20 protein-coding genes are annotated in these 19883 nt (G+C 30.0%); 10 read left to right on the top strand and 10 right to left on the bottom strand.

What is annotated here, in order from left to right; all coding sequences use genetic code 11:
- Positions 1-13: 13 nt before the first annotated feature.
- Complete coding sequence (locus tag SY27_RS00760; RefSeq protein ID WP_045966516.1) at positions 14-2236, top strand: nitric-oxide reductase large subunit; 2223 nt, start codon at positions 14-16, stop codon at positions 2234-2236.
- Between the two features lie 93 nt (positions 2237-2329).
- Here SY27_RS00760 and mazG read toward each other — a convergent pair whose 3' ends face one another.
- The 4 genes from mazG to def form a co-directional block, all read right to left on the bottom strand.
- Positions 2330-3103: a nucleoside triphosphate pyrophosphohydrolase gene (mazG, locus tag SY27_RS00755; RefSeq protein WP_045966514.1), complete on the bottom strand. Its 774-nt coding sequence runs from the start codon at positions 3101-3103 to the stop codon at positions 2330-2332.
- A gap of 118 nt (positions 3104-3221) precedes the next feature.
- On the bottom strand, positions 3222-4385 hold the full coding sequence (locus SY27_RS00750; protein WP_045966512.1) for an MFS transporter: 1164 nt from the start codon (positions 4383-4385) through the stop codon (positions 3222-3224).
- An 81-nt stretch (positions 4386-4466) separates the two neighbouring features.
- A complete protein-coding gene (locus SY27_RS00745; RefSeq protein WP_045966510.1) occupies positions 4467-4892 on the bottom strand; it encodes a DUF5606 domain-containing protein in 426 nt (141 codons plus the stop codon).
- A gap of 120 nt (positions 4893-5012) precedes the next feature.
- Positions 5013-5600 carry a peptide deformylase gene (def, locus tag SY27_RS00740; RefSeq protein ID WP_045966508.1) on the bottom strand — a complete coding sequence of 196 codons (588 nt, stop codon included), beginning with the start codon at positions 5598-5600 and terminating at the stop codon, positions 5013-5015.
- Between the two features lie 196 nt (positions 5601-5796).
- Here def and SY27_RS00735 point away from each other — a divergent pair, with 196 nt between their 5' ends.
- From SY27_RS00735 to argH, 8 genes are all read left to right on the top strand, one after another.
- Positions 5797-6375 (top strand): N-acetyltransferase, encoded by a 579-nt coding sequence (locus SY27_RS00735; RefSeq protein ID WP_045966506.1) that lies wholly within the window; start codon positions 5797-5799, stop codon positions 6373-6375.
- Positions 6350-7564, top strand: coding sequence for an argininosuccinate synthase domain-containing protein (locus SY27_RS00730; protein ID WP_045966504.1), 1215 nt, complete (start codon positions 6350-6352; stop codon positions 7562-7564). The genes SY27_RS00735 and SY27_RS00730 overlap by 26 nt, the downstream gene beginning before the upstream one ends.
- Positions 7554-8528: an N-acetyl-gamma-glutamyl-phosphate reductase gene (argC, locus tag SY27_RS00725; RefSeq protein ID WP_045966502.1), complete on the top strand. Its 975-nt coding sequence runs from the start codon at positions 7554-7556 to the stop codon at positions 8526-8528. The genes SY27_RS00730 and argC overlap by 11 nt, the downstream gene beginning before the upstream one ends.
- Before the next feature lie 98 nt (positions 8529-8626).
- Positions 8627-9796 carry an aspartate aminotransferase family protein gene (locus SY27_RS00720; protein WP_045966500.1) on the top strand — a complete coding sequence of 390 codons (1170 nt, stop codon included), beginning with the start codon at positions 8627-8629 and terminating at the stop codon, positions 9794-9796.
- Positions 9771-10724, top strand: coding sequence for an acetylornithine carbamoyltransferase (locus SY27_RS00715; RefSeq protein ID WP_045966498.1), 954 nt, complete (start codon positions 9771-9773; stop codon positions 10722-10724). The genes SY27_RS00720 and SY27_RS00715 overlap by 26 nt, the downstream gene beginning before the upstream one ends.
- Positions 10717-11517: an acetylglutamate kinase gene (gene argB, locus SY27_RS00710; protein WP_045966496.1), complete on the top strand. Its 801-nt coding sequence runs from the start codon at positions 10717-10719 to the stop codon at positions 11515-11517. The genes SY27_RS00715 and argB overlap by 8 nt, the downstream gene beginning before the upstream one ends.
- On the top strand, positions 11492-12577 hold the full coding sequence (locus SY27_RS00705; RefSeq protein ID WP_045966494.1) for a M20 family metallo-hydrolase: 1086 nt from the start codon (positions 11492-11494) through the stop codon (positions 12575-12577). The genes argB and SY27_RS00705 overlap by 26 nt, the downstream gene beginning before the upstream one ends.
- Positions 12578-12579: 2 nt before the next feature.
- A complete protein-coding gene (argH, locus tag SY27_RS00700) occupies positions 12580-13890 on the top strand; it encodes an argininosuccinate lyase (protein ID WP_045966492.1) in 1311 nt (436 codons plus the stop codon).
- Between the two features lie 107 nt (positions 13891-13997).
- On the opposite strand, the gene SY27_RS00695 is transcribed toward argH, so the two are convergent.
- The 6 genes from SY27_RS00695 to SY27_RS00670 form a co-directional block, all read right to left on the bottom strand.
- Entirely contained in the window at positions 13998-14735 is a 738-nt protein-coding gene (locus SY27_RS00695) for a protein phosphatase 2C domain-containing protein (protein ID WP_045966490.1), read from the bottom strand.
- 60 nt (positions 14736-14795) lie between these two features.
- A complete protein-coding gene (locus SY27_RS00690; protein WP_045966488.1) occupies positions 14796-15269 on the bottom strand; it encodes an Lrp/AsnC family transcriptional regulator in 474 nt (157 codons plus the stop codon).
- Between the two features lie 13 nt (positions 15270-15282).
- Positions 15283-15696: a Holliday junction resolvase RuvX gene (ruvX, locus tag SY27_RS00685; protein WP_045966486.1), complete on the bottom strand. Its 414-nt coding sequence runs from the start codon at positions 15694-15696 to the stop codon at positions 15283-15285.
- 182 nt (positions 15697-15878) lie between these two features.
- Positions 15879-16241 (bottom strand): hypothetical protein, encoded by a 363-nt coding sequence (locus SY27_RS00680; RefSeq protein WP_052705047.1) that lies wholly within the window; start codon positions 16239-16241, stop codon positions 15879-15881.
- 98 nt (positions 16242-16339) lie between these two features.
- Entirely contained in the window at positions 16340-17818 is a 1479-nt protein-coding gene (locus tag SY27_RS00675; RefSeq protein WP_045966485.1) for a malate:quinone oxidoreductase, read from the bottom strand.
- Positions 17819-18020: 202 nt separating this feature from the next.
- Positions 18021-18629: a PAS domain-containing protein gene (locus SY27_RS00670; protein ID WP_045966484.1), complete on the bottom strand. Its 609-nt coding sequence runs from the start codon at positions 18627-18629 to the stop codon at positions 18021-18023.
- A 430-nt stretch (positions 18630-19059) separates the two neighbouring features.
- Between SY27_RS00670 and SY27_RS00660 the strand changes: the two genes are divergently transcribed.
- Positions 19060-19875: a 2,3,4,5-tetrahydropyridine-2,6-dicarboxylate N-succinyltransferase gene (locus SY27_RS00660; RefSeq protein ID WP_045966480.1), complete on the top strand. Its 816-nt coding sequence runs from the start codon at positions 19060-19062 to the stop codon at positions 19873-19875.
- Positions 19876-19883: the final 8 nt, after the last annotated feature.

The raw sequence follows: 19883 nt of genomic DNA, 5'->3' as shown, positions 1-19883 counted from the left end.
TAAAAAGAAAAAAATGAAAAAAATATGGCTTATATTTATTAGTGTTATAATTCTATCCTTTATTGCACTTATTTGGGTGGGAACAGAAATCTATCAAACCCAACCTCCTATTCCTGAAAAAGTAATACTAAAAAACACAGCAGAAATAATCTTTACCAAAGCCGATATACAAACAGGTCAAAACGTTTGGGAATCTATTGGAGGCATGGAAGTAGGTTCTATTTGGGGACACGGAAGTTATGTAGCACCAGATTGGACAGCCGACTGGATACACAAAGAAGCCATTTATATGCTAAACGCTTGGGCAAAGATAGATTTCAATCAACCTTATGACGAATTAAATGCTGAAAAAAAAGCAACTTTAAAAGCGCGATTAATTCAAGATATTAAAACAAATACTTTTAATATTTCTTCCAATACCATTACTATATCAGAAGAACGATATAATGCCATTAAAAGCAATATGATTCATTATACAAAAATATTCTCTGAAGGAAAAGCCGAATATGCCATTCCAAAAGGGGCATTAGTAGACAAAGAAAAATTAGCGCAACTGAATGCTTTCTTGTTTTGGACTTCTTGGGCTGCAAGTACAAATAGACCAAATCATGAATATACTTATACTTCTAATTGGCCTCATGAACCATTAATTGATAATACTATTACTAGTGATTCAATCATTTGGTCTGGTTTATCTATTGTTTTATTGCTCCTCTTCATTGGTATACTCACCTACTATTATTTACTTAACCATGAAAAAGGAGATTTAATCAATAAACCTGAGACTGATCCGTTAACGAATCTAAAATTGTTCCCTTCTCAAAAAGCTATTTTGAAATACTTCATTGTAATTTCATTACTAATAGGTTTGCAAGTTATTTTAGGAATCATCACTGTGCATTACACTGTTGAAGGACAAGCCTTTTTTGGCTTTGATTTAGCAAACTTTCTCCCTTACTCTGTTTCTAGAACTTGGCACACACAATTAGCTGTATTTTGGATTGCAGCAACTTGGTTAGCAACAGGCTTATTCTTAGCACCTATGATTTCAGGTAAAGAAATGAAATATCAAATTTTTGGTATCAATTTCCTTTTTGTTGCTCTATTAGTTATTGTTCTAGGTTCTATGCTGGGAGAATGGCTTGGTGTACATCAGTTTTTAGATTTAACTACCAATTTTTTCTTTGGTCATCAAGGTTATGAATACATGGATTTAGGACGATTTTGGCAACTTTTATTAGCTGTTGGATTAGTACTTTGGGTAATAATGGTAAGTCGTCATATCCTTTATGCTATACGAAAAAATGATGAATCAAAAGATCTATTAATCATTCTATTACTATCAGTAATAGCAATTGGAATGTTCTTCTTTTCCGGATTAATGTATGGTGAAAACAGTAGCTTACCTGTTATTAATTATTGGAGATGGTGGTTAGTTCATTTATGGGTAGAAGGCTTTTTTGAAGTATTTGCAACTGTTGTTATTGCTTTTATATTTTCTAGAATGAAAATCATTGCCGCAAAGACCGCTGGAAGAGTTTCTATTGCTTCTGCATCTATTTTTTTAGCGGGTGGAATTATTGGAACATTACATCATCTATATTTTTCAGGAACACCTGTACAAGCTATTGCATTAGGAGCAACATTTAGTGCTTTAGAAGTTGTTCCACTTACATTAATGGGATTTGAAATCAGAGAAAACTGGAATTTATTAAAAAGTAAAACTTGGATGCAAAAATACAAATGGCCTATTTTTTTCTTTATTGCTGTTGCTTTCTGGAATTTTGTAGGAGCTGGTGTTTTTGGTTTTTTAATTAATCCGCCTATTGCTTTATATTATATTCAAGGATTAAATACAACTGCTGTTCATGCTCACACTGCTTTATTTGGAGTCTATGGAATGTTAGGCATGGGATTCATTCTTATTTGTTTACGTTTTTATTCTGATAGAAATTGGGAAAACACAAAACTAAAAAGAGCTTTTTGGTGTTTAAATATTGGACTTGTAGCTATGGTACTTTTTAGCCTTTTACCTATTGGAATTATACAAGCTTATACTTCAATTACAAAAGGATATTCTTTTGCAAGAGATGCTGAATTATTATATTCTCCAACTGTACAACTTTTAAAATGGCTACGCATGATAGGTGATATTATCTTCTCGGTAGGTATTTTTTACTTCTGCTGGTTTACAGTAAATGAAACAATTTATAACTTTAAGAAAAAAATAAAATAACTTATAAATTTTAACCATATAGAAATATACTAAATCGTCTATTTCTATATGGTTATTTTTTTATAATAAGTATAAAAGATAACTTACTTGATATTATAATCGTTTAGCTTCTTCCCAAAACACATCCATTTCCGCTAATGTCATGTCTGATAATGGTTTACCTAATTCTCCCGCTTTACTTTCTAAGTACATAAAGCGTTTCATAAACTTTTTATTAGTTCGTTCCAAAGCATCTTCTGGATTAACCTTTAAAAAACGAGCATAATTTATCATTGAAAACATTACATCGCCAAATTCAGCCTCAATTTTATCCTGATCTCCTATTTTTACTTCTTCTTGTAACTCTTGTAATTCTTCTTGAACTTTATCCCAAACTTGGTGTGATTCTTCCCAATCAAAACCTACTCCTTTTACCTTATCTTGAATTCGACTCGCTTTTACTAAAGCAGGCAAACTCTTTGGAACACCTTCTAAAACTGATTTTTTGCCTTCTTTTAGTTTTAATTTTTCCCAATTTTGCTTTACTTCCTCTTCATTTGCAACTACAACATCACCATAAATATGAGGATGACGATCTATAAGCTTATCACAAATACTATTAGCAACATCTGCAATATCAAAATCATTAGTTTCACTACCTATTTTAGCATAAAATACAATGTGTAATAATAAATCGCCTAACTCTTTTTTGATTTCCTGTAAATCATTATCTAAAATAGCATCACCTAATTCATACGTTTCTTCAATAGTTAAATGACGTAAACTTTCTAAAGTTTGCTTTTTATCCCATGGGCATTTCTCACGTAAATCATCCATAATATCTAATAATCTACCGAAAGCTTCAAGTTGGTTTTTGCGATTGCTCATTTGTGTTTTTAAAATTGTAATTGATTCTGTAAAATTATAAATTTATTTCTAGAAGACTAATCGTAACTTTTTATTATACATAATAGAAATAAAAACCTTAAATATTGATCAATCAAAATTATTTTGTTTTTAGTTTGAATAACAGATAAGTTATAGCAATCAAAACCGCAATAGAACAAGCATATAAAATTATAGGAACTCTTATAACATTTCCTTGGTAAAATAGTCCTGAAAACAAGGCTCCTAAACCTATTCCTGCTTCTAGTGCAATATACATTGTTGCAATTGCTCTTCCTCTATATTCTGGAAAACTTAAATCTACCGTCCAAGCATTTAAAGTTGGTGATAAAACTCCAATTGCTAAGCCATATATAATTGATCCTATTAATAAGCCTGATATTGTTTTAAAGTATCCCATAACAATTAATGAAATAAATAAAAGTGTAAGCCCTAAAATTAAAATAGGAATACGACTATATCTATCTGAAAATTTTCCTGCTAAAAATCTAATACATAATGAAGCTATTGTAAATACAATAAAGAATAGTCCTTTATTACCCATGCCTAAATGTTCGCTCCAATCTGGAATTAATGTTAATATAATTCCGAAAGATGAATAGGCTAAGAATGTAATAAGTGCAGGAGATAGTGCTTCTTTCGCTAAAATATCTTTCTTTGATATTTTTAAATTAGACAGCTTAAATTCTTGTTTGTTTATTAGTGTTTCTTTTATATTAAAAACAAGAACAACTGCCATGAATGCCATAAAAGATGAACTATAAAATAAAACATCGAATGTATAATGTAATTTTATAAAACTTCCTATTGCTGGTCCTAAAGCTAATCCTGTACTAAAAAACAATCCTTGTATTCCTAATGCTTCTCCCCAACGCTTTGAAGGAATTATATCAGACACATAAGCTGAAATTGCGGTTGGACTAAATCCTGTTGAAAAACCATGAAACAATCTTAAAAGTAAAAAACCAGAAACAGTACTTAATATAGGATATAGAAAACCACAAATAATACAAACAATAACCCCAATAATTATAACGGGTTTTCTACCTATAGTATCTGTTAATTTTCCACTAAACGGACGAGATAAACCAGCCGTAAGTGTAAACAAGGCAATAATAAGCCCTATGTATTCCGCACCGCCTAGTTTACTTAAATAAGCTGGTAATTCTGGAATTAACATATTATAGCTCGATGAAAAGAACAAAGAACTTAAACAGATTGAACCAAAGCGTATATTGTATATTGGATGTTTTAATGTAGGCATCGATTAAAAAAATACTTTGTTTTTATTGTAATTAAAAAAGTCCTCAAAAAATGAGGACTCTTATTTTATATTTTCTACTACTTATTCAGCAGTTTCTTCTTTTTCTTCTTCTTTAGATAAAGCCTCTACAGATACAAATCCTTTTGGTTGTAAAATATTGTACCAGTTTACAATTTTCTTAATATCTGAAGTATATACTCTATCTTCATCAAATTCTGGTAAAACTTCTCTAAAATAGGCTTTTAAAGTAGCATCATTTTCTTTATGTGAAATAGCTGCTCCATCATTTTCTTTTGTAGCAATTGCTTTAAAAACGTCTGCTAAACGAATTTCTTCAGAATAGGTATAAACTGCAATTTCAGATAGTAAACTTACGTTACTACGCATACCTACGGTAATTTTTTTACCATCTAATAATGACTCAGCAACAAAACCAGTACGCGTTTGAATTTTTAATTCATATAAACCTGGTTTTCCAGAAATAGCTAATATTTTTTGAATGCTCATTTTTCTTTTTATTTATGGTTGGCAAATATATATATTTTTCAATATCAATAACAATAAAAACAACAATTTTAAGACAGTCATTTATTGTTAAATTTATTACATTTCAAATTATACAATCAATTATCTTCCTTTTTTATTAACGAATTTCATTTTATAATCTGGTCTCGATTTCCCTTCCATTATATTCATCAACTTCTTCCCTATTAATTTCTTCTTTAACATTGATAAATGATCTGTAAATAAAATACCCTCAATATGATCATACTCATGCTGAATTACTCTTGCTATTATTCCTGAATATACTTCTGTCTTTTTATTAAAATCTTCATCAAAATATTCAATTGTAATAGTGTCATGACGGAAAACATCTTCTCTAACATCTGGAATACTTAAACATCCTTCATTAAATCCCCAAAGATCACCTTCTTCTTTAATTATCTTAGCATTAATGAATGTTTGTTTAAACGTTTTTAGTTCTTCTGCTTCTTCTTTTGATATATCATCACTTTCTGCAAAAGGAGAAGTATCTACTAGAAAAACACGAATAGCCAAACCTACTTGTGGAGCAGCTAATCCTACACCATAAGCATGATACATTGTCTCATACATATTGGCAATTGTTTCTTTTAAATTAGGGTAATCTTTTGTTATTTCTTCTCCTACTTTTCTTAAAACAGGCTCACCATAGCCATATATTGGTAAAATCATTTTCTAAAATTTAGAATGCAAAATTAAGTAAAATATTTATTATAAGTATCCTAACCCTACAACAATATATATTCATTATCTGATTTAATTGACATATAAAGATATTATACCTTATAAATATTAAATAAAAGTTATTTTATCTGTTTTTTGTGCTTTGTATAAATATTTTATTTAGATTTGCCGAAAATTTGGTGTAATGGTGATCAAAATTGAACAAACGAATGCTAACCATTCTATTTTTTGTGAGACAATTATTGCAGAAATGGAAAACTCAGCTAAAGTTAGAGGTACAGGAATCGCAAAGCGTTCCGTTGAATATTTAAATAAAAAGATAACAGAAGGAAATGCCATCATTGCCATTACTGAAGAGAATGAATGGGCTGGTTTCTGTTATATAGAAACATGGAGTGAAGAAAAATTTGTTGTTAACTCCGGATTAATTGTTGCTCCAAAATACAGAATTATGGGGCTAGCAAGAAGCATAAAAAAGGAAATTTTCAAACTATCTAGGCAGAAATATCCTGAAGCAAAAATCTTTGGATTAACAACAGGGTTAGCGGTCATGAAGATTAATAGTGAATTAGGTTATGAGCCTATTACATATTCTGAAATTACTCAGGATGAGAAATTTTGGGATGGCTGTAAAAGTTGTATCAATTATGAAATATTAATTTCAAAAAATAAAAAAAATTGTCTTTGTACAGCTATGATGTACGATAAAGACGATAAATTAAATCAAAAAAGAGAAAATGAAGAAAATAGTTTTAGCATATAGTGGTGGTTTAGACACTTCATTTTGTGCCGTATATTTATCAAAAAAATTAGGATATGAAGTTCATGCTGTTACAATAAACACAGGAGGCTTCTCTACAGCAGAAATTTTAGCAATTGAAAAGCGTGCTTATGAATTAGGCGTTCATTCTTATACATGTGTCAATGCAATAGAAAGTTATTATGAATCTTGTGTAAAATATTTAATATTTGGTAATGTTTTAAAAAACAACACTTATCCACTTTCTGTAAGTGCGGAAAGAACTATTCAAGCAAAATCAATTGCCGAATATGCAATAGCAATAGAAGCAAATGCTATTGCTCATGGAAGTACTGGTGCAGGAAACGATCAGGTAAGATTTGATGTTATTTTTAATATATTATGTCCTACTGTTGAAATTGTAACTCCTATAAGAGATTTAAAACTATCTAGAGAAGCAGAAATTGAATTTTTGGAAGAAAATGGTTTTGAAATTAATTTTGAAAAGGCACAATATTCTATTAATAAAGGATTATGGGGAACTTCTGTTGGTGGAAAAGAAACATTAACATCTAGTCTTTATTTACCCGAAACAGCTTTTCCTTCTCAATTAAGTAAAACGGAAACAGATAAAACAGAAGTTGTACTTCAATTTACAAAAGGAGAATTAACAAGTGTAAATAATGAAACTTTTTCACATTCTAGTGAAGCTATTCAGTATTTAGAAAGCATAGCCTCTCCTTTTGCAATTGGAAGAGATATTCATGTTGGCGATACCATTGTAGGCATAAAAGGAAGAGTTGGTTTTGAGGCAGCAGCAGCTACTTTAATTTTAAAAGCACATCATTTATTAGAAAAACACACGCTTTCAAAATTTCAATTGAACTTAAAATCACAATTATCTGAATGGTATGGAAGCTGGTTACATGAAGGTTTATTTTTAGATCCGGCTATGCGCGATATTGAAACTTTCTTTGAAAGTACTCAAGATAAAGTCAATGGAAAAGTTTTTATTACACTACTTCCCTATCGTTTTGTAATAAATGGAATATCATCAGAAAATGATTTAATGAATACTAAGTTTGGAAGTTATGGAGAAATGAATTTAGGATGGTCTGGTGATGATGTAAAAGGGTATTCAAAAATTATAAGCAATTCTCTTTCTATTTATCACAAAGTGAATGCTAATAAAACAGAAGTAGATGCAAACTAAAATAAAAACAGGAATTATTGGTGCAGCAGGTTATACAGGTGGAGAACTTATTCGTTTACTGCTCAATCATCCTAATGTAGTAATTTCTTTTGCTCTAAGCAGAAGTTGTAATGGTCAACCTATTAATATTGTTCACACAGATTTAATTGGAGAAACGGATTTAGTGTTTACAAATGAGTATTCAAACAATATTGATGTTCTTTTTCTATGCTTACCGCACAAAGAGAGTAAGGTTTGGATTGAAAGCAATACTATTTCTGATGAAATAAAAATTATTGATTTAGGAAATGATTTTAGACTAGATGGACTATTTAATAAAGGGGAATTTGTCTATGGTTTATCAGAAGTTAATGAGGAAATAATTAAAAAGAGTAATTATGTGGCTAATCCGGGTTGTTTTGCTACTGCTATTCAATTAGCTCTACTTCCATTAGCAAAAGAAAAATTACTAAACAAAGTGTATACAACTGGAATTACTGGCTCAACTGGTGCAGGACAACAATTGCAAGCTACATCGCATTTTAGTTGGAGAACCAATAATATTTCGGCCTATAAAACTTTAAATCATCAGCATGTTCCTGAAATCTGTAAAACATTAGAAAGTTTAAATAAAGAAAAAGTACAATTAGAATTTGTGCCATGGAGAGGCGATTTTACTAGAGGTATTTTTACCAGTTCAACTTTAGAGACTTTTTTGTCGTTAGAGACTCTTTATGCTATGTATGAAACTTTTTATAAAGACAATCCTTTTGTATTTATTTCTAAAAATACAATCGATTTAAAACAGGTAGTAAATACAAACAAGTGTCTCATTCATATTGAAAAACAAGAAAACCAAATAGTCATACATTCGGTTATTGACAATTTAGTAAAAGGAGCTTCAGGACAAGCTATTCAAAACATGAACTTAATGTTAGGTTGGGAATCTAAATTAGGTTTAAAATTAAAAGCTTCGGCATTTTAAAACATAAAAAAATGAAATCGCAATTATAAAAGCTTTTTGAAAAAAACTATAAAACATGCGATACCATATGACCTTAAAAAACAATTAATATTCTACATATGAAATTATTTGATGTATATCCGTTATTCGATTTAAACTTTGTTTCGGCAGAAGGAAGTTATCTATGGAATGATAAAGAGGAAAAGTATTTAGATTTATATGGTGGTCATGCGGTAATCTCCGTTGGCCATAGTCATCCAGTTTATGTAAAAACGATTACAAAACAATTGCACAATATTGGTTTTTACTCTAATTCTGTACGAATTCCAATTCAAGAAGAAGTTGCTAAATTGTTAGGGAAAATAAGCCATTATGAAAATTATGAATTCTTTATGTGTAATTCTGGAGCTGAAGCTAATGAAAATGCTTTGAAACTAGCTTCTTTTCATACTAACAGAAAGAAAGTAGTTTGTTTTACAAAAGCTTTTCATGGAAGAACTTCCGCAGCGGTAGCGGCAACTGATAATAAAAAAATAATTGCGCCAATTAATGAAACTGATGCTTTTATTTTCTTGCCTTTTAATGATGAAGAAGCGTTAGAAAAAACATTTCAAGAGCACAAAGATATTGCGGCTGTAATAATTGAAGGCATACAGGGAGTTGGTGGTGTTCAAATTCCAACAACTGCTTTTTTACAAAAAATTAGAAGCCTTTGTAATGAGAACAATGCTTTATTTATTGCTGACGAAATACAATCGGGTTATGGAAGAACTGGTAAATTCTTTGCGCACCAACATGCCAATGTTCAAGCAGATATTATTACGATTGCAAAAGGAATGGGAAATGGATTTCCTGTTGGTGGAGTAATTATTTCACCAAAAATTGAAGCCAAACACGGTTTATTAGGTACTACTTTTGGAGGAAATTATTTGGCTTGTGCAGCTTCAAAAGCTGTTTTAGAAATTATTGAAGCAGAAAATTTAATTCAAAATGCTACTGAAATGGGAGATTATCTTTATGAACAATTAAAAGATAATGAAAGTGTTAAAGAAATAAGATACAAAGGTTTAATGTTTGGCATTGAATTAAAAACACCATGCGCTCCATTCAGAAATCAATTACTGAGCGATTTTAATATTTTAACTGGAAATGCATCTTGCCCAAATACACTACGGATTTTACCTGCTTTAAACATCTCTAAAAAAGAGTTAGATGTTTTTATCAGTGCATTCAAAACGGTTTCAAAATTAAATAGTAAAAAAAATGAAAAAATTCTTCTCTGTAAATGACATTACAGATTTACATACAATAGTAAAAGAGGCAATTACTCTAAAAAAAACACCTCAACAAAATAATCATCTTGGTAAGGGAAAAACAATAGGTTTAGTGTTTCTAAATTCAAGTTTAAGAACCAGATTAAGTACTCAAAAAGCTGCTCAAAATTTGGGTTTACACACTATTATATTAAATGCTAATCAAGAAGCATGGACGTGGGAATTTGAAGATGGAGCTATTATGAACGGAAATACGGTTGAACATGTAAAAGATGCTGCCAATGTTTTAAGTCAGTATTGTGATATTATAGGAATTCGTTGTTTTGCTAGTTTAACCAATAAAGAAGAGGATATTACTGAAAAAGTGTATACCTTATTTGAAAAGTATGCAAAAGTTCCTGTAGTTTCTTTAGAGTCAGCAACCTTACATCCATTTCAAAGCTTAGCAGATTGTATTACTATTGAGGAACATTTACCAAAGAATAAGAAACCAAAAGTAGTTCTAACTTGGGCACCGCATATAAAAGCTATTCCACATGCTGTTGGAAACTCATTTGCACAATGGATGAATCAAACGGATTATGATTTTGTGATTACGCATCCCGTAGGTTATGAATTGGATACAAAATTTACACGAGATGCAAAGATTGAATACAATCAAGAAAAAGCATTAGAAAATGCAGATTTTGTATATGTAAAAAACTGGTCTTCATTTCAAGATTATGGAAAAGTAATTCCTGTTGAAGAAGATTGGATGCTTACTAATGATAAATTGAGAGGAACTAATAATGCTAAAATAATGCATTGTTTACCTGTGAGAAGAAATGTTGAAATAAGTGATGAGGTTTTAGATAGCGAAAATTCATTGGTGTATCAACAGGCTAATAACAGAACTTATGCTGCGCAAATAGTTCTACAAAAAATATTAGAGAATCATGAGTAATCAAAAGGTTTTAATTATAAAAATAGGTGGTAATAGTATTGATAATGTAGAGGAATTAAATCTTTTTATCGAAACTATTGCTACTATTCAAACTCCTTTTATTTTGGTTCATGGTGGTGGAAAATTAGCTACTGATTTAGCTGAAAAACTAAATATTCCACAACAATTAATTGAAGGCCGACGTATTACAGATGCAGAAACTATCAAAATTGCAACAATGGTTTATGCAGGTTATATCAATAAAAACATTGTGGCTTTATTGCAAAAAAATAATAAAAACAGCATTGGATTATCGGGTGTTGATGCTAATTTGATACAAACTACAAAAAGAGTTCATCCCACAATTGATTATGGATTTGTAGGCGATTTAAATGAAAATAGTGTGAATACTGATTTTATTGAAAATCTAATACGTTTTGGATTAACACCTGTTGTAAATGCAATTACACACAATGGAAACGGTCAATTATTAAATACAAATGCCGATTCTATTGCAAATGCTTTAGCTATTAGTTTAGCATCAAAATATGAAGTATCTTTATTGTACTGTTTTGAAAAAAAAGGTGTTTTATTACATCCTAATGATGATAACTCAGTTATTCAAACCCTAAATCTTGAACAATTTAAACAATTAAAAAAAGAAGGTGTCATTTCTAAAGGAATGTTACCTAAGCTTGATAATTGTTTTAATGCGCTACAAAACGGAGTTGCAACAATAGCAGTTTTAAAAGCAACAAATGTTTTGAGTTTTTTAAATAATACATCAAATGAATACACCAAAATCATCAAATAGCACAGCTATTAATTTATATGAAATTGCTATTTCGCTCTTAAAACAGTTAATAGCAACCCCTTCTTTTAGTAAAAGCGAAGACGAGACAGCAGCTATTATAGAAGATTTTTTTAAATCTCATGAGATTCCAACTCATCGTAGTATGAATAACATTTGGGCTTATAATAAATATTATGATGCTTCAAAACCTACTATTTTATTAAATTCTCATCATGATACTGTGAAGCCAAATACGGGTTATACTTTAAATCCATTTGAGCCAATTGAAAAAGATGGAAAACTATTTGGTCTAGGTAGTAATGATGCTGGTGGTGCTTTGGTTAGTTTAATTTGTACTTTTTTAAATTTCTATGAGAAAGAAAATTTAAACTACAACCTCATCATAACTGCAACTGCAGAAGAAGAAATTTCAGGTGTAAATGGTGTTGAATCGATTTATAAAGAATTAGGGAAAATTGACTTTGCTATTGTAGGTGAACCAACCGAAATGAATTTGGCTATAGCTGAAAAAGGATTATTGGTTTTAGATTGTGAAGCTTCTGGTACTTCTTCTCATGCTGCACATCCTAATGAAGATAATGCTATTTTAAATGCGATAAAAGATATTCATTGGTTTACCCAATATAAATTTGATAGAATTTCGCCTATTTTGGGCGAAGTTAAAATGACTCCAACAATTATTAACAGTGGTTCGCAACATAATGTAGTTCCGAATTCGTGCCAATTTACAGTTGATGTTCGTACCAATGAATTGTATTCAAATGAAGAAGTGTATCATTTGGTAAAAGAAAACGTACAATCAAAAGTAACAGCTCGTTCTTTACGATTGAACTCCTCTTCTATTCCAATGGATCATCCTTATGTGAAAGCTGGTTTAGCCATTGGAAGAACGTATTATGGCTCTCCAACTTCATCAGATCAAGCTGTAATTCCTTGTCCGTCTTTAAAAATGGGACCAGGTTTATCAACTCGTTCTCACAGTAGTGATGAATTTATTTATACAAACGAAATTAAAGAAGCTATAGAAATTTATATTTCTATTTTAACTAAAATACTCTAACAATGGCAACTAAAATTTGGCAAAAAACAAATCATTCTAATTTAGAACATACTTCAATTGTAGAGCAATTTACAGTTGGAAATGATATTGAGTTTGATTATTCTTTAGCAAAATATGATGTTCAAGGTTCATTAGCTCATTGTGAAATGCTACATTCTATTGGACTATTAAACGATAACGAATGGCAATTGATTGAAAAAGAGTTAAAAGTGATTCTAACTGAAATTAAAGCTAATAATTTTGAAATTGAAGAAGGAATAGAGGATGTTCATTCGCAAGTAGAACATTTATTAATTCAACGAATTGGAGATATTGGTAAAAAAATTCACAGTGGTCGTTCTAGAAATGATCAAGTTTTAACTGATTTAAAATTGTATTTCAAAGCTGAAATTTTAGATATTGTTTCACTAACAGAAACTCTTTTCAATACTTTAATTCAATTAAGCAATCAACATAAAAACACGCTTTTACCAGGTTATACTCATTTACAAATTGCTATGCCTTCTTCGTTTGGACTTTGGTTTGGGGCTTATGCGGAAAGTTTAATTGACGATTTGGAAGTCTTTTTAGCTGCTTATAATATAGTGAATAAAAACCCATTAGGTTCTGGAGCTGGTTATGGTACCTCTTTTCCGTTGAATAGAACTTTAACCACTGAATTATTGAACTTTAAAGCCTTAAATGTAAATTCGGTTTATGCACAAATGACAAGAGGAAAATCGGAAAAGATTGTTGGAATGGCTTTAGCTACTATGGCTGGTACATTGAGCAAATTTGCTTTTGATATGTGTTTGTATTTAAATCAGAATTTTGGTTTCATTTCTTTTCCAGATTCGTTAACAACTGGAAGTAGCATTATGCCTCACAAAAAAAATCCAGATGTTTTTGAAATTATGAGAGCCAAATGCAATAGAATTCAGGCAGTTCCAAACGAATTGATTTTGGTTACCAATAATTTACCTTCTGGTTATCATAGAGATGTTCAGTTGACGAAGGAGATTCTGTTTCCAGCTCTAACTTCTTTAAAAGATTGTTTGGAAATGTTCGATTTTATGTTGGCACACATTCAAATAAAACCAGAAATAGTAAAAGATGAAAAGTACAAATACATGTTTAGCGTAGAAAATGTAAACCAACAAGTTTTAGATGGAATTGCGTTTAGAGATGCTTATAAAAATATTGGTTTAGCTATTGAAAACAATACGTTTGAACCTAATTATGCTATCAATCATTCACATGAAGGAAGTATTGGAAATTTAGGTAATGATTTGATTGTGGCCAATTTTGAGGAAGTGAAGAGTAGGTTTGAATAAAATAAAAACCTTTGTTAAAGTTTTAAATTTTGACAAAGGTTTTTTTATACTACAAATTAAGATTAATCCTAGACTATCGCTTACTAGTTTAATTCTAATCTCAATTTTCATTCCATTATTCTTATAATAGAAAAATCATCAGTGGGCTTTAATCCAAATTCGTTTTCTAATATCTTTAGTTTTAGATTAAGCATTTCGTTTTTTTCGCAATTCGTTTTTTCGGTTGTTAAAAACTCGATTATATTAATCTCCTCTTTGAATTTATTTGATACTAATTTCTCAAATGTAAATATTCCGTCAGTCGAAATACTCAAATCTATTATTTTGTTAAATTCGATTTTCTGCTTTTGAGAATTATAAAATGTTTCAAAATCCTCAGATAAATGAAAACCTAAATAATCGGGTTTGTTGTCTTGTTCAAATTCAGTTATTTTACCATTAATATTTACAAACCCATCTCCAATTGCTAAAACTATTCCTTGCTCATTATTTTTATCAATCAACATTATGATTAAAGTTGTCAATAACTCTTTGGAGTCAAGCATTAATGAATTTTTCACAATTTTGAGTTCATTTAATAAATCCTTGAGAATTGATTTTAAATCTTCTTCAATATTGAATTGTAAATTATTTTGTTCAATAAATTCTTTATAACCTTTTTCAATGCAGATTTTCTTTAGAATTTTTCCAACTAAAGTTGAAGCAAAATGACTCTCCAATGCAGTTGTGCAACCATCCATTACTGCACAGAGTATTTTATTTTTTCCATATTCTCCAATATACAAATGATCTTCACAATTATTTTGATGATAATCTCCAATTTGTATCGCTGAATATATTCTCATTTAGGAGTCTTTTGCGTGTTTTACTTTATATTCCCTTCTAACATCTACTAAATTAATATCCTACTTTACCTTCAAAGGATAAGCTGTTTCCTTTTTACATTCATTCATTACAATACTACTATGATATTGCCCTATGTTTGGAATATTAGAAATCACATTCACCACAAAGTCATTATAGGATTTTATATCTTCTGCGACAATTTTTAGCATATAATCGTAATTTCCTGATAAGCTAATGACATCTAAAACTTGAGGAATTGGCGTTATAATTCTTTCAAATTCATCTAACGCTTCTTTGGATTGCTCTTTCAAGGTAACATTACAATATACTACGATTTCAACTCCAATTTTAAAACGGTCTACTAAAGCGACATATTTTTTTATGACACCGTTGCGTTCTAAATTTTTGATACGCTCGTAAGTTGGTGTAAACGAAAGTCCTATTTTTTCTCCTATATCTTTCACAGAAATAGTAGAATCATTTTGTAAAATTTCTAATATTAATTGGTCTTTAGTATCTAATTGCTCTCTCATTATTCAAAAAAGTTTATCGTTTGTACTGTAAATAATCTTGCAAAAGAATAGTAGCTGCAATTTCGTCTATTAGGCCTTTATTTTTACGTTGGTTTTTCTTCAAACCACTATCAATCATTGTCTGAAAAGCCATTTTTGAAGTAAATCGCTCATCTACTCTATCCAATTTCATTTCAGGAAATTCTTTTTGGAACACTTTTATAAATTTTTCAATGATAGGAGCACTTTCGGAAGGAGTTCCATCCATTTGTTTCGGTTCACCAATAATTACTTTTTCTACTTTTTCTTTCGAAAAATAATCTTTTAAGAAAACAACTAAAGTATCAGAAGCAATTGTGGTTAATCCTGATGCTATAATTTGCATTTCATCGGTAACTGCAATTCCTGTGCGCTTTAATCCATAATCTATAGCGAGTATTCTAGGCATAATTCTATTTTATAAAGCAAAGATAAGGAAAGTAAACTTGAATTAAACTTTAGAAAAAAACACAGATTCCACAAATTAACACAAATTAACTTAATTTAAATTTAATATTCATTCTATCTATAATTCATTTAAACAAAAAAATGGTTAAGCACTAATCTAATATTATTTTTTACAAGTCATAGTTATAAACTTTTTTTTAATAGCATTATTCTATTTTCAATTTCGGATTCTGATTCATACAATGATTCAGTCATAAAGTATGTGTTAGCCAAGTCAGTTATTAATTCGTATGATTTTGCATAATACTCTTGAGGATATATTTTCGGAAAATTCTTATGTTCAGTCCAGTTTTTTATAAAATCTGATATGAACCAAATTCCTGAAGCTATTTCTCTTGATAAATTTGGATTTCCTTTTGTTCGTTTACACTCATTATTTAATTCAGTCAAAAGATTGACGAATGAACTATGGTTCCAGTTAAGATTAGTTCTTAATTCAAGTAAAAAAGAACCATTTTCAGCGTTTAATTCATCTTTTATATTCATTTCTCAAATATTTCAAAACTATTATACATAAAATAACAGATCCCACAAATTAACACAAATCAATCTGTGAAAATTCGTGAAATCTGTGTAAAATCTTTTTAGTTTACTAATTTCAACGTTTTACTCGTCATAGCCCTAATTTGAGTACACAACTCGTCATTATCATTTAGTGTTTGACCAAAAGCAGGAATCATTTCTTTAAACTTATTTTGCCATGCTTCAGAATTATATTGATTAGCAAAACATTTGCTCAAAACTTCTATCATCACAGAAACCGATGTGGATGCTCCTGGAGAAGCTCCTAATAAAACAGCTAACGAACCATCATCATCATTTACCAATTCAGTTCCAAACTCTAAAACCCCTTTTCCGTTTTTATCTTTTTTAATCACTTGTACCCTTTTACCCGCTGTTTCTAAAACCCAATCTTCACTCTTAGCATTTGGAAAGTAGTCGCGTAAGGCTTTCATTCTATCCTCTTGCGATTGCATCACTTGTTCAATTAAATACTTGGTTAAAGGAATATTGTTTATGCCCGCAGAAAGCATTGGTCTTATATTATCAGTTTGAATGGACTTGATTAAATCGAGATAGGAACCATTTTTCAAGAATTTTGTGGTAAAACCAGCATAAGGACCAAAAAGTAATTCTTGTTTTCCATCTATAACACGAGTATCAATATGTGGCACAGACATAGGTGGTGAACCAACAGATGCTTTTCCATATACTTTTGCTTTATGTTGTTTTATTATTTCTGGATTCATACAACGAAGCCATTGTCCGCTTATTGGAAATCCTCCAAATCCATTTCCTTCTTCTATATCTGCTTTTTCTAATAATCGCAATGAACCTCCACCTGCTCCAATGAAAACGAATGGTGTTTTTACTTTTCTAGATTTATGTGTTTCTAAATTTCGTACTTTAACTTTCCAATTTCCGTCTTCTTGCTTCTTTAATTTTTCTACTTCTGTTTGAAAATATAACGTTACACCTTCTTGATCTTTTAAGTACTCAAACAAAGCTCTGGTTAATGTTCCAAAATTAACATCAGTACCTATTGGCATATAAGTAGCTGCATGTACTTCATTTTTATCTCTATTATGCATCACTAAAGGCATCCATTCTTCAAGAACAGCTTTATCATCACTAAAAAGCATCCTTTTGAATAAACTTTTTTTAGTTAAAGCTTCGTGTCTTTTCTTTAGGAAAGCAACATTTTCTTTTCCCCAAACAAAACTAATATGTGGAATAGAATGTATAAAAATTTCTGGATTTTTTAAGATTCCTTTTTGAACCAAATAACTCCAAAATTGTCTTGAAACTTCATAAGCTTCGGAAATTTTAAGTGCTTTTGTAATATCAATAGTACCATCTTCCTTTTCAGGAGTATAATTTAATTCACAAAAAGCTGCATGACCTGTTCCTGCATTATTCCATGCATCGCTACTTTCTGAGGCAGCTTCTGATAGACGTTCATAAATTTCAATTTTACAATTAGGTTCTAATTCTTTAATCAAAATTCCTAATGTTGCACTCATAATTCCAGCGCCTATTAAAATAACATCTGGTTCTTCCATCTTAAATAACTGTTTTTAAAGATAAATTGAAGCGCAATAATTAATAGTTGTAAATTTCATGGTTTTTTCAATGAAATTATAGCTTTGACACATGCATTTCAAAGTACAAAGATATACAATCTAAAAAACAGAATTATAAAAAAACACATCTGTAAAAAAACAGATGTGTCCTAACCATAATTATAAAACAAAATTGGAAATTTTATCTTCCAAAAAATCTACTAAAAAATCCCTTTTCTTCTTCTTCCTTTGTGTTTTTACTATTTAATTTTTCTTGTTCATAGATTAATTCCATAATATATTGCACATAGGTTTTATTTTTTTCTTCTAAGAAACCATTTAAATATTTCTCACTATATTCTACTCCACTTGCCGCTTCAATTTGCCATAATTTTTTATATAATGGTTCTATATGATTTGTTATAACTTCTTGTGGAACGGCTCTTCTTCTAGCGAAATAATTAGCTATTACTCCTTTATCATCTTTTGCTATTTCAAAATCTGTAATTACCCAATAATATCTCCCTGATTTGGCTAAGTTTTTTACAATTGCATGGAAATTTTCACCTCCTTTTAATTTCTCCCATAAGACTTTAAAAATAACTTTGGGCATATCTGGATGTCTAATAATGTTATGAGGTTGTCCCATTAATTCATAATCTTCATATCCACATACGTCTACAAAAACTTCATTTGCATATTCAATAATGCCTCGAGGATTTGTTTTACTCATAATCACTTGAGTCTTATCCCACGAAACCTCTTTATCAATTATTATTGGGGTGTTTTTTGCTTGATTGTCTAAATCCATGTCATTCTTTTTTTGGTTTGTTTTTTTGCTAATTAATTTAAAGGTTATAGCAGTTTCAATGATGGTGCAAAACTATAGAAACATAAAAATAAAAAAACTGATAAAAATCAGTTTTCATTTAATAAATAAATGTAATCAGTGCATGAATACACTATTTTCAAAAATTTTATTTACTATAATTAAAAGCAAAAAAACATCTAAAATTTATTATTTAAAACTTAAAAAAGTAGTGTATATTTTAAAATAATGCAAAAACAAATAAGGAAACTCAATATTCCTTTGAAGGAAAGAAGCAACCTAAAAAACACATAATTTAACTTTATTTTAATATTTACAAAACTCACATTTATAATAGCAAAGAAGAAATATGTAACTAAAAAGAAATATGATTTAAAAAAAATCAGACTATCTTTGCAGCAAATTTTTTACAATGACACACTTACAATCTACAATAGAACAAGCTTGGGATAATCGTTCCCTTTTACAAGAAGAAACAACTCAAAATGCCATAAGAGAAGTTATTGAATTAATAGATAATGGATCGCTTAGAGTGGCTGAGCCAATTGCTGAAGGATGGCAAGTAAACGAATGGGTAAAAAAAGCTGTTGTTCTTTATTTTCCTATTCAGAAAATGGAAACACTTGAAGCGGGTATTTTTGAATATCATGATAAGATGCCTTTAAAAAGAGGATATGCCGAAAAAGGAATACGTGTAGTGCCTAACGCAGTAGCTCGCCATGGTGCTTATATTTCTAAAGGGGTTATTTTAATGCCAAGTTATGTAAACATTGGTGCTTATGTTGATGAAGGAACAATGGTTGACACATGGGCTACAGTAGGAAGTTGTGCACAAATTGGTAAAAATGTGCACTTATCAGGTGGTGTTGGAATTGGTGGTGTTTTAGAGCCATTACAAGCTGCTCCAGTAATTATCGAAGATGGTGCTTTTATCGGATCTCGTTGTATTGTTGTGGAAGGAGTTCGTGTTGAAAAAGAAGCTGTTTTAGGAGCAAATGTTGTATTAACAGGTTCTACAAAAATTATTGATGTTACAGGTGAAGAACCTAAAGAATATAAAGGAGTTGTTCCTGCAAGATCAGTAGTAATTCCTGGTACATATACTAAAAAATTTCCAGCAGGAGAATATCAAGTTCCTTGTGCTTTAATTATTGGACAAAGAAAACCTTCAACTGATTTAAAAACATCACTTAATGATGCTTTACGTGAATATAACGTAGCTGTTTAAAATATTTT

The organism is Flavobacterium sp. 316, from assembly GCF_000967805.1.
Classification (GTDB): domain Bacteria; phylum Bacteroidota; class Bacteroidia; order Flavobacteriales; family Flavobacteriaceae; genus Flavobacterium; species Flavobacterium sediminilitoris.
Note: the sequence above shows the minus strand (reverse complement) of the source record. Positions and strands in the feature narration are given on the sequence as shown.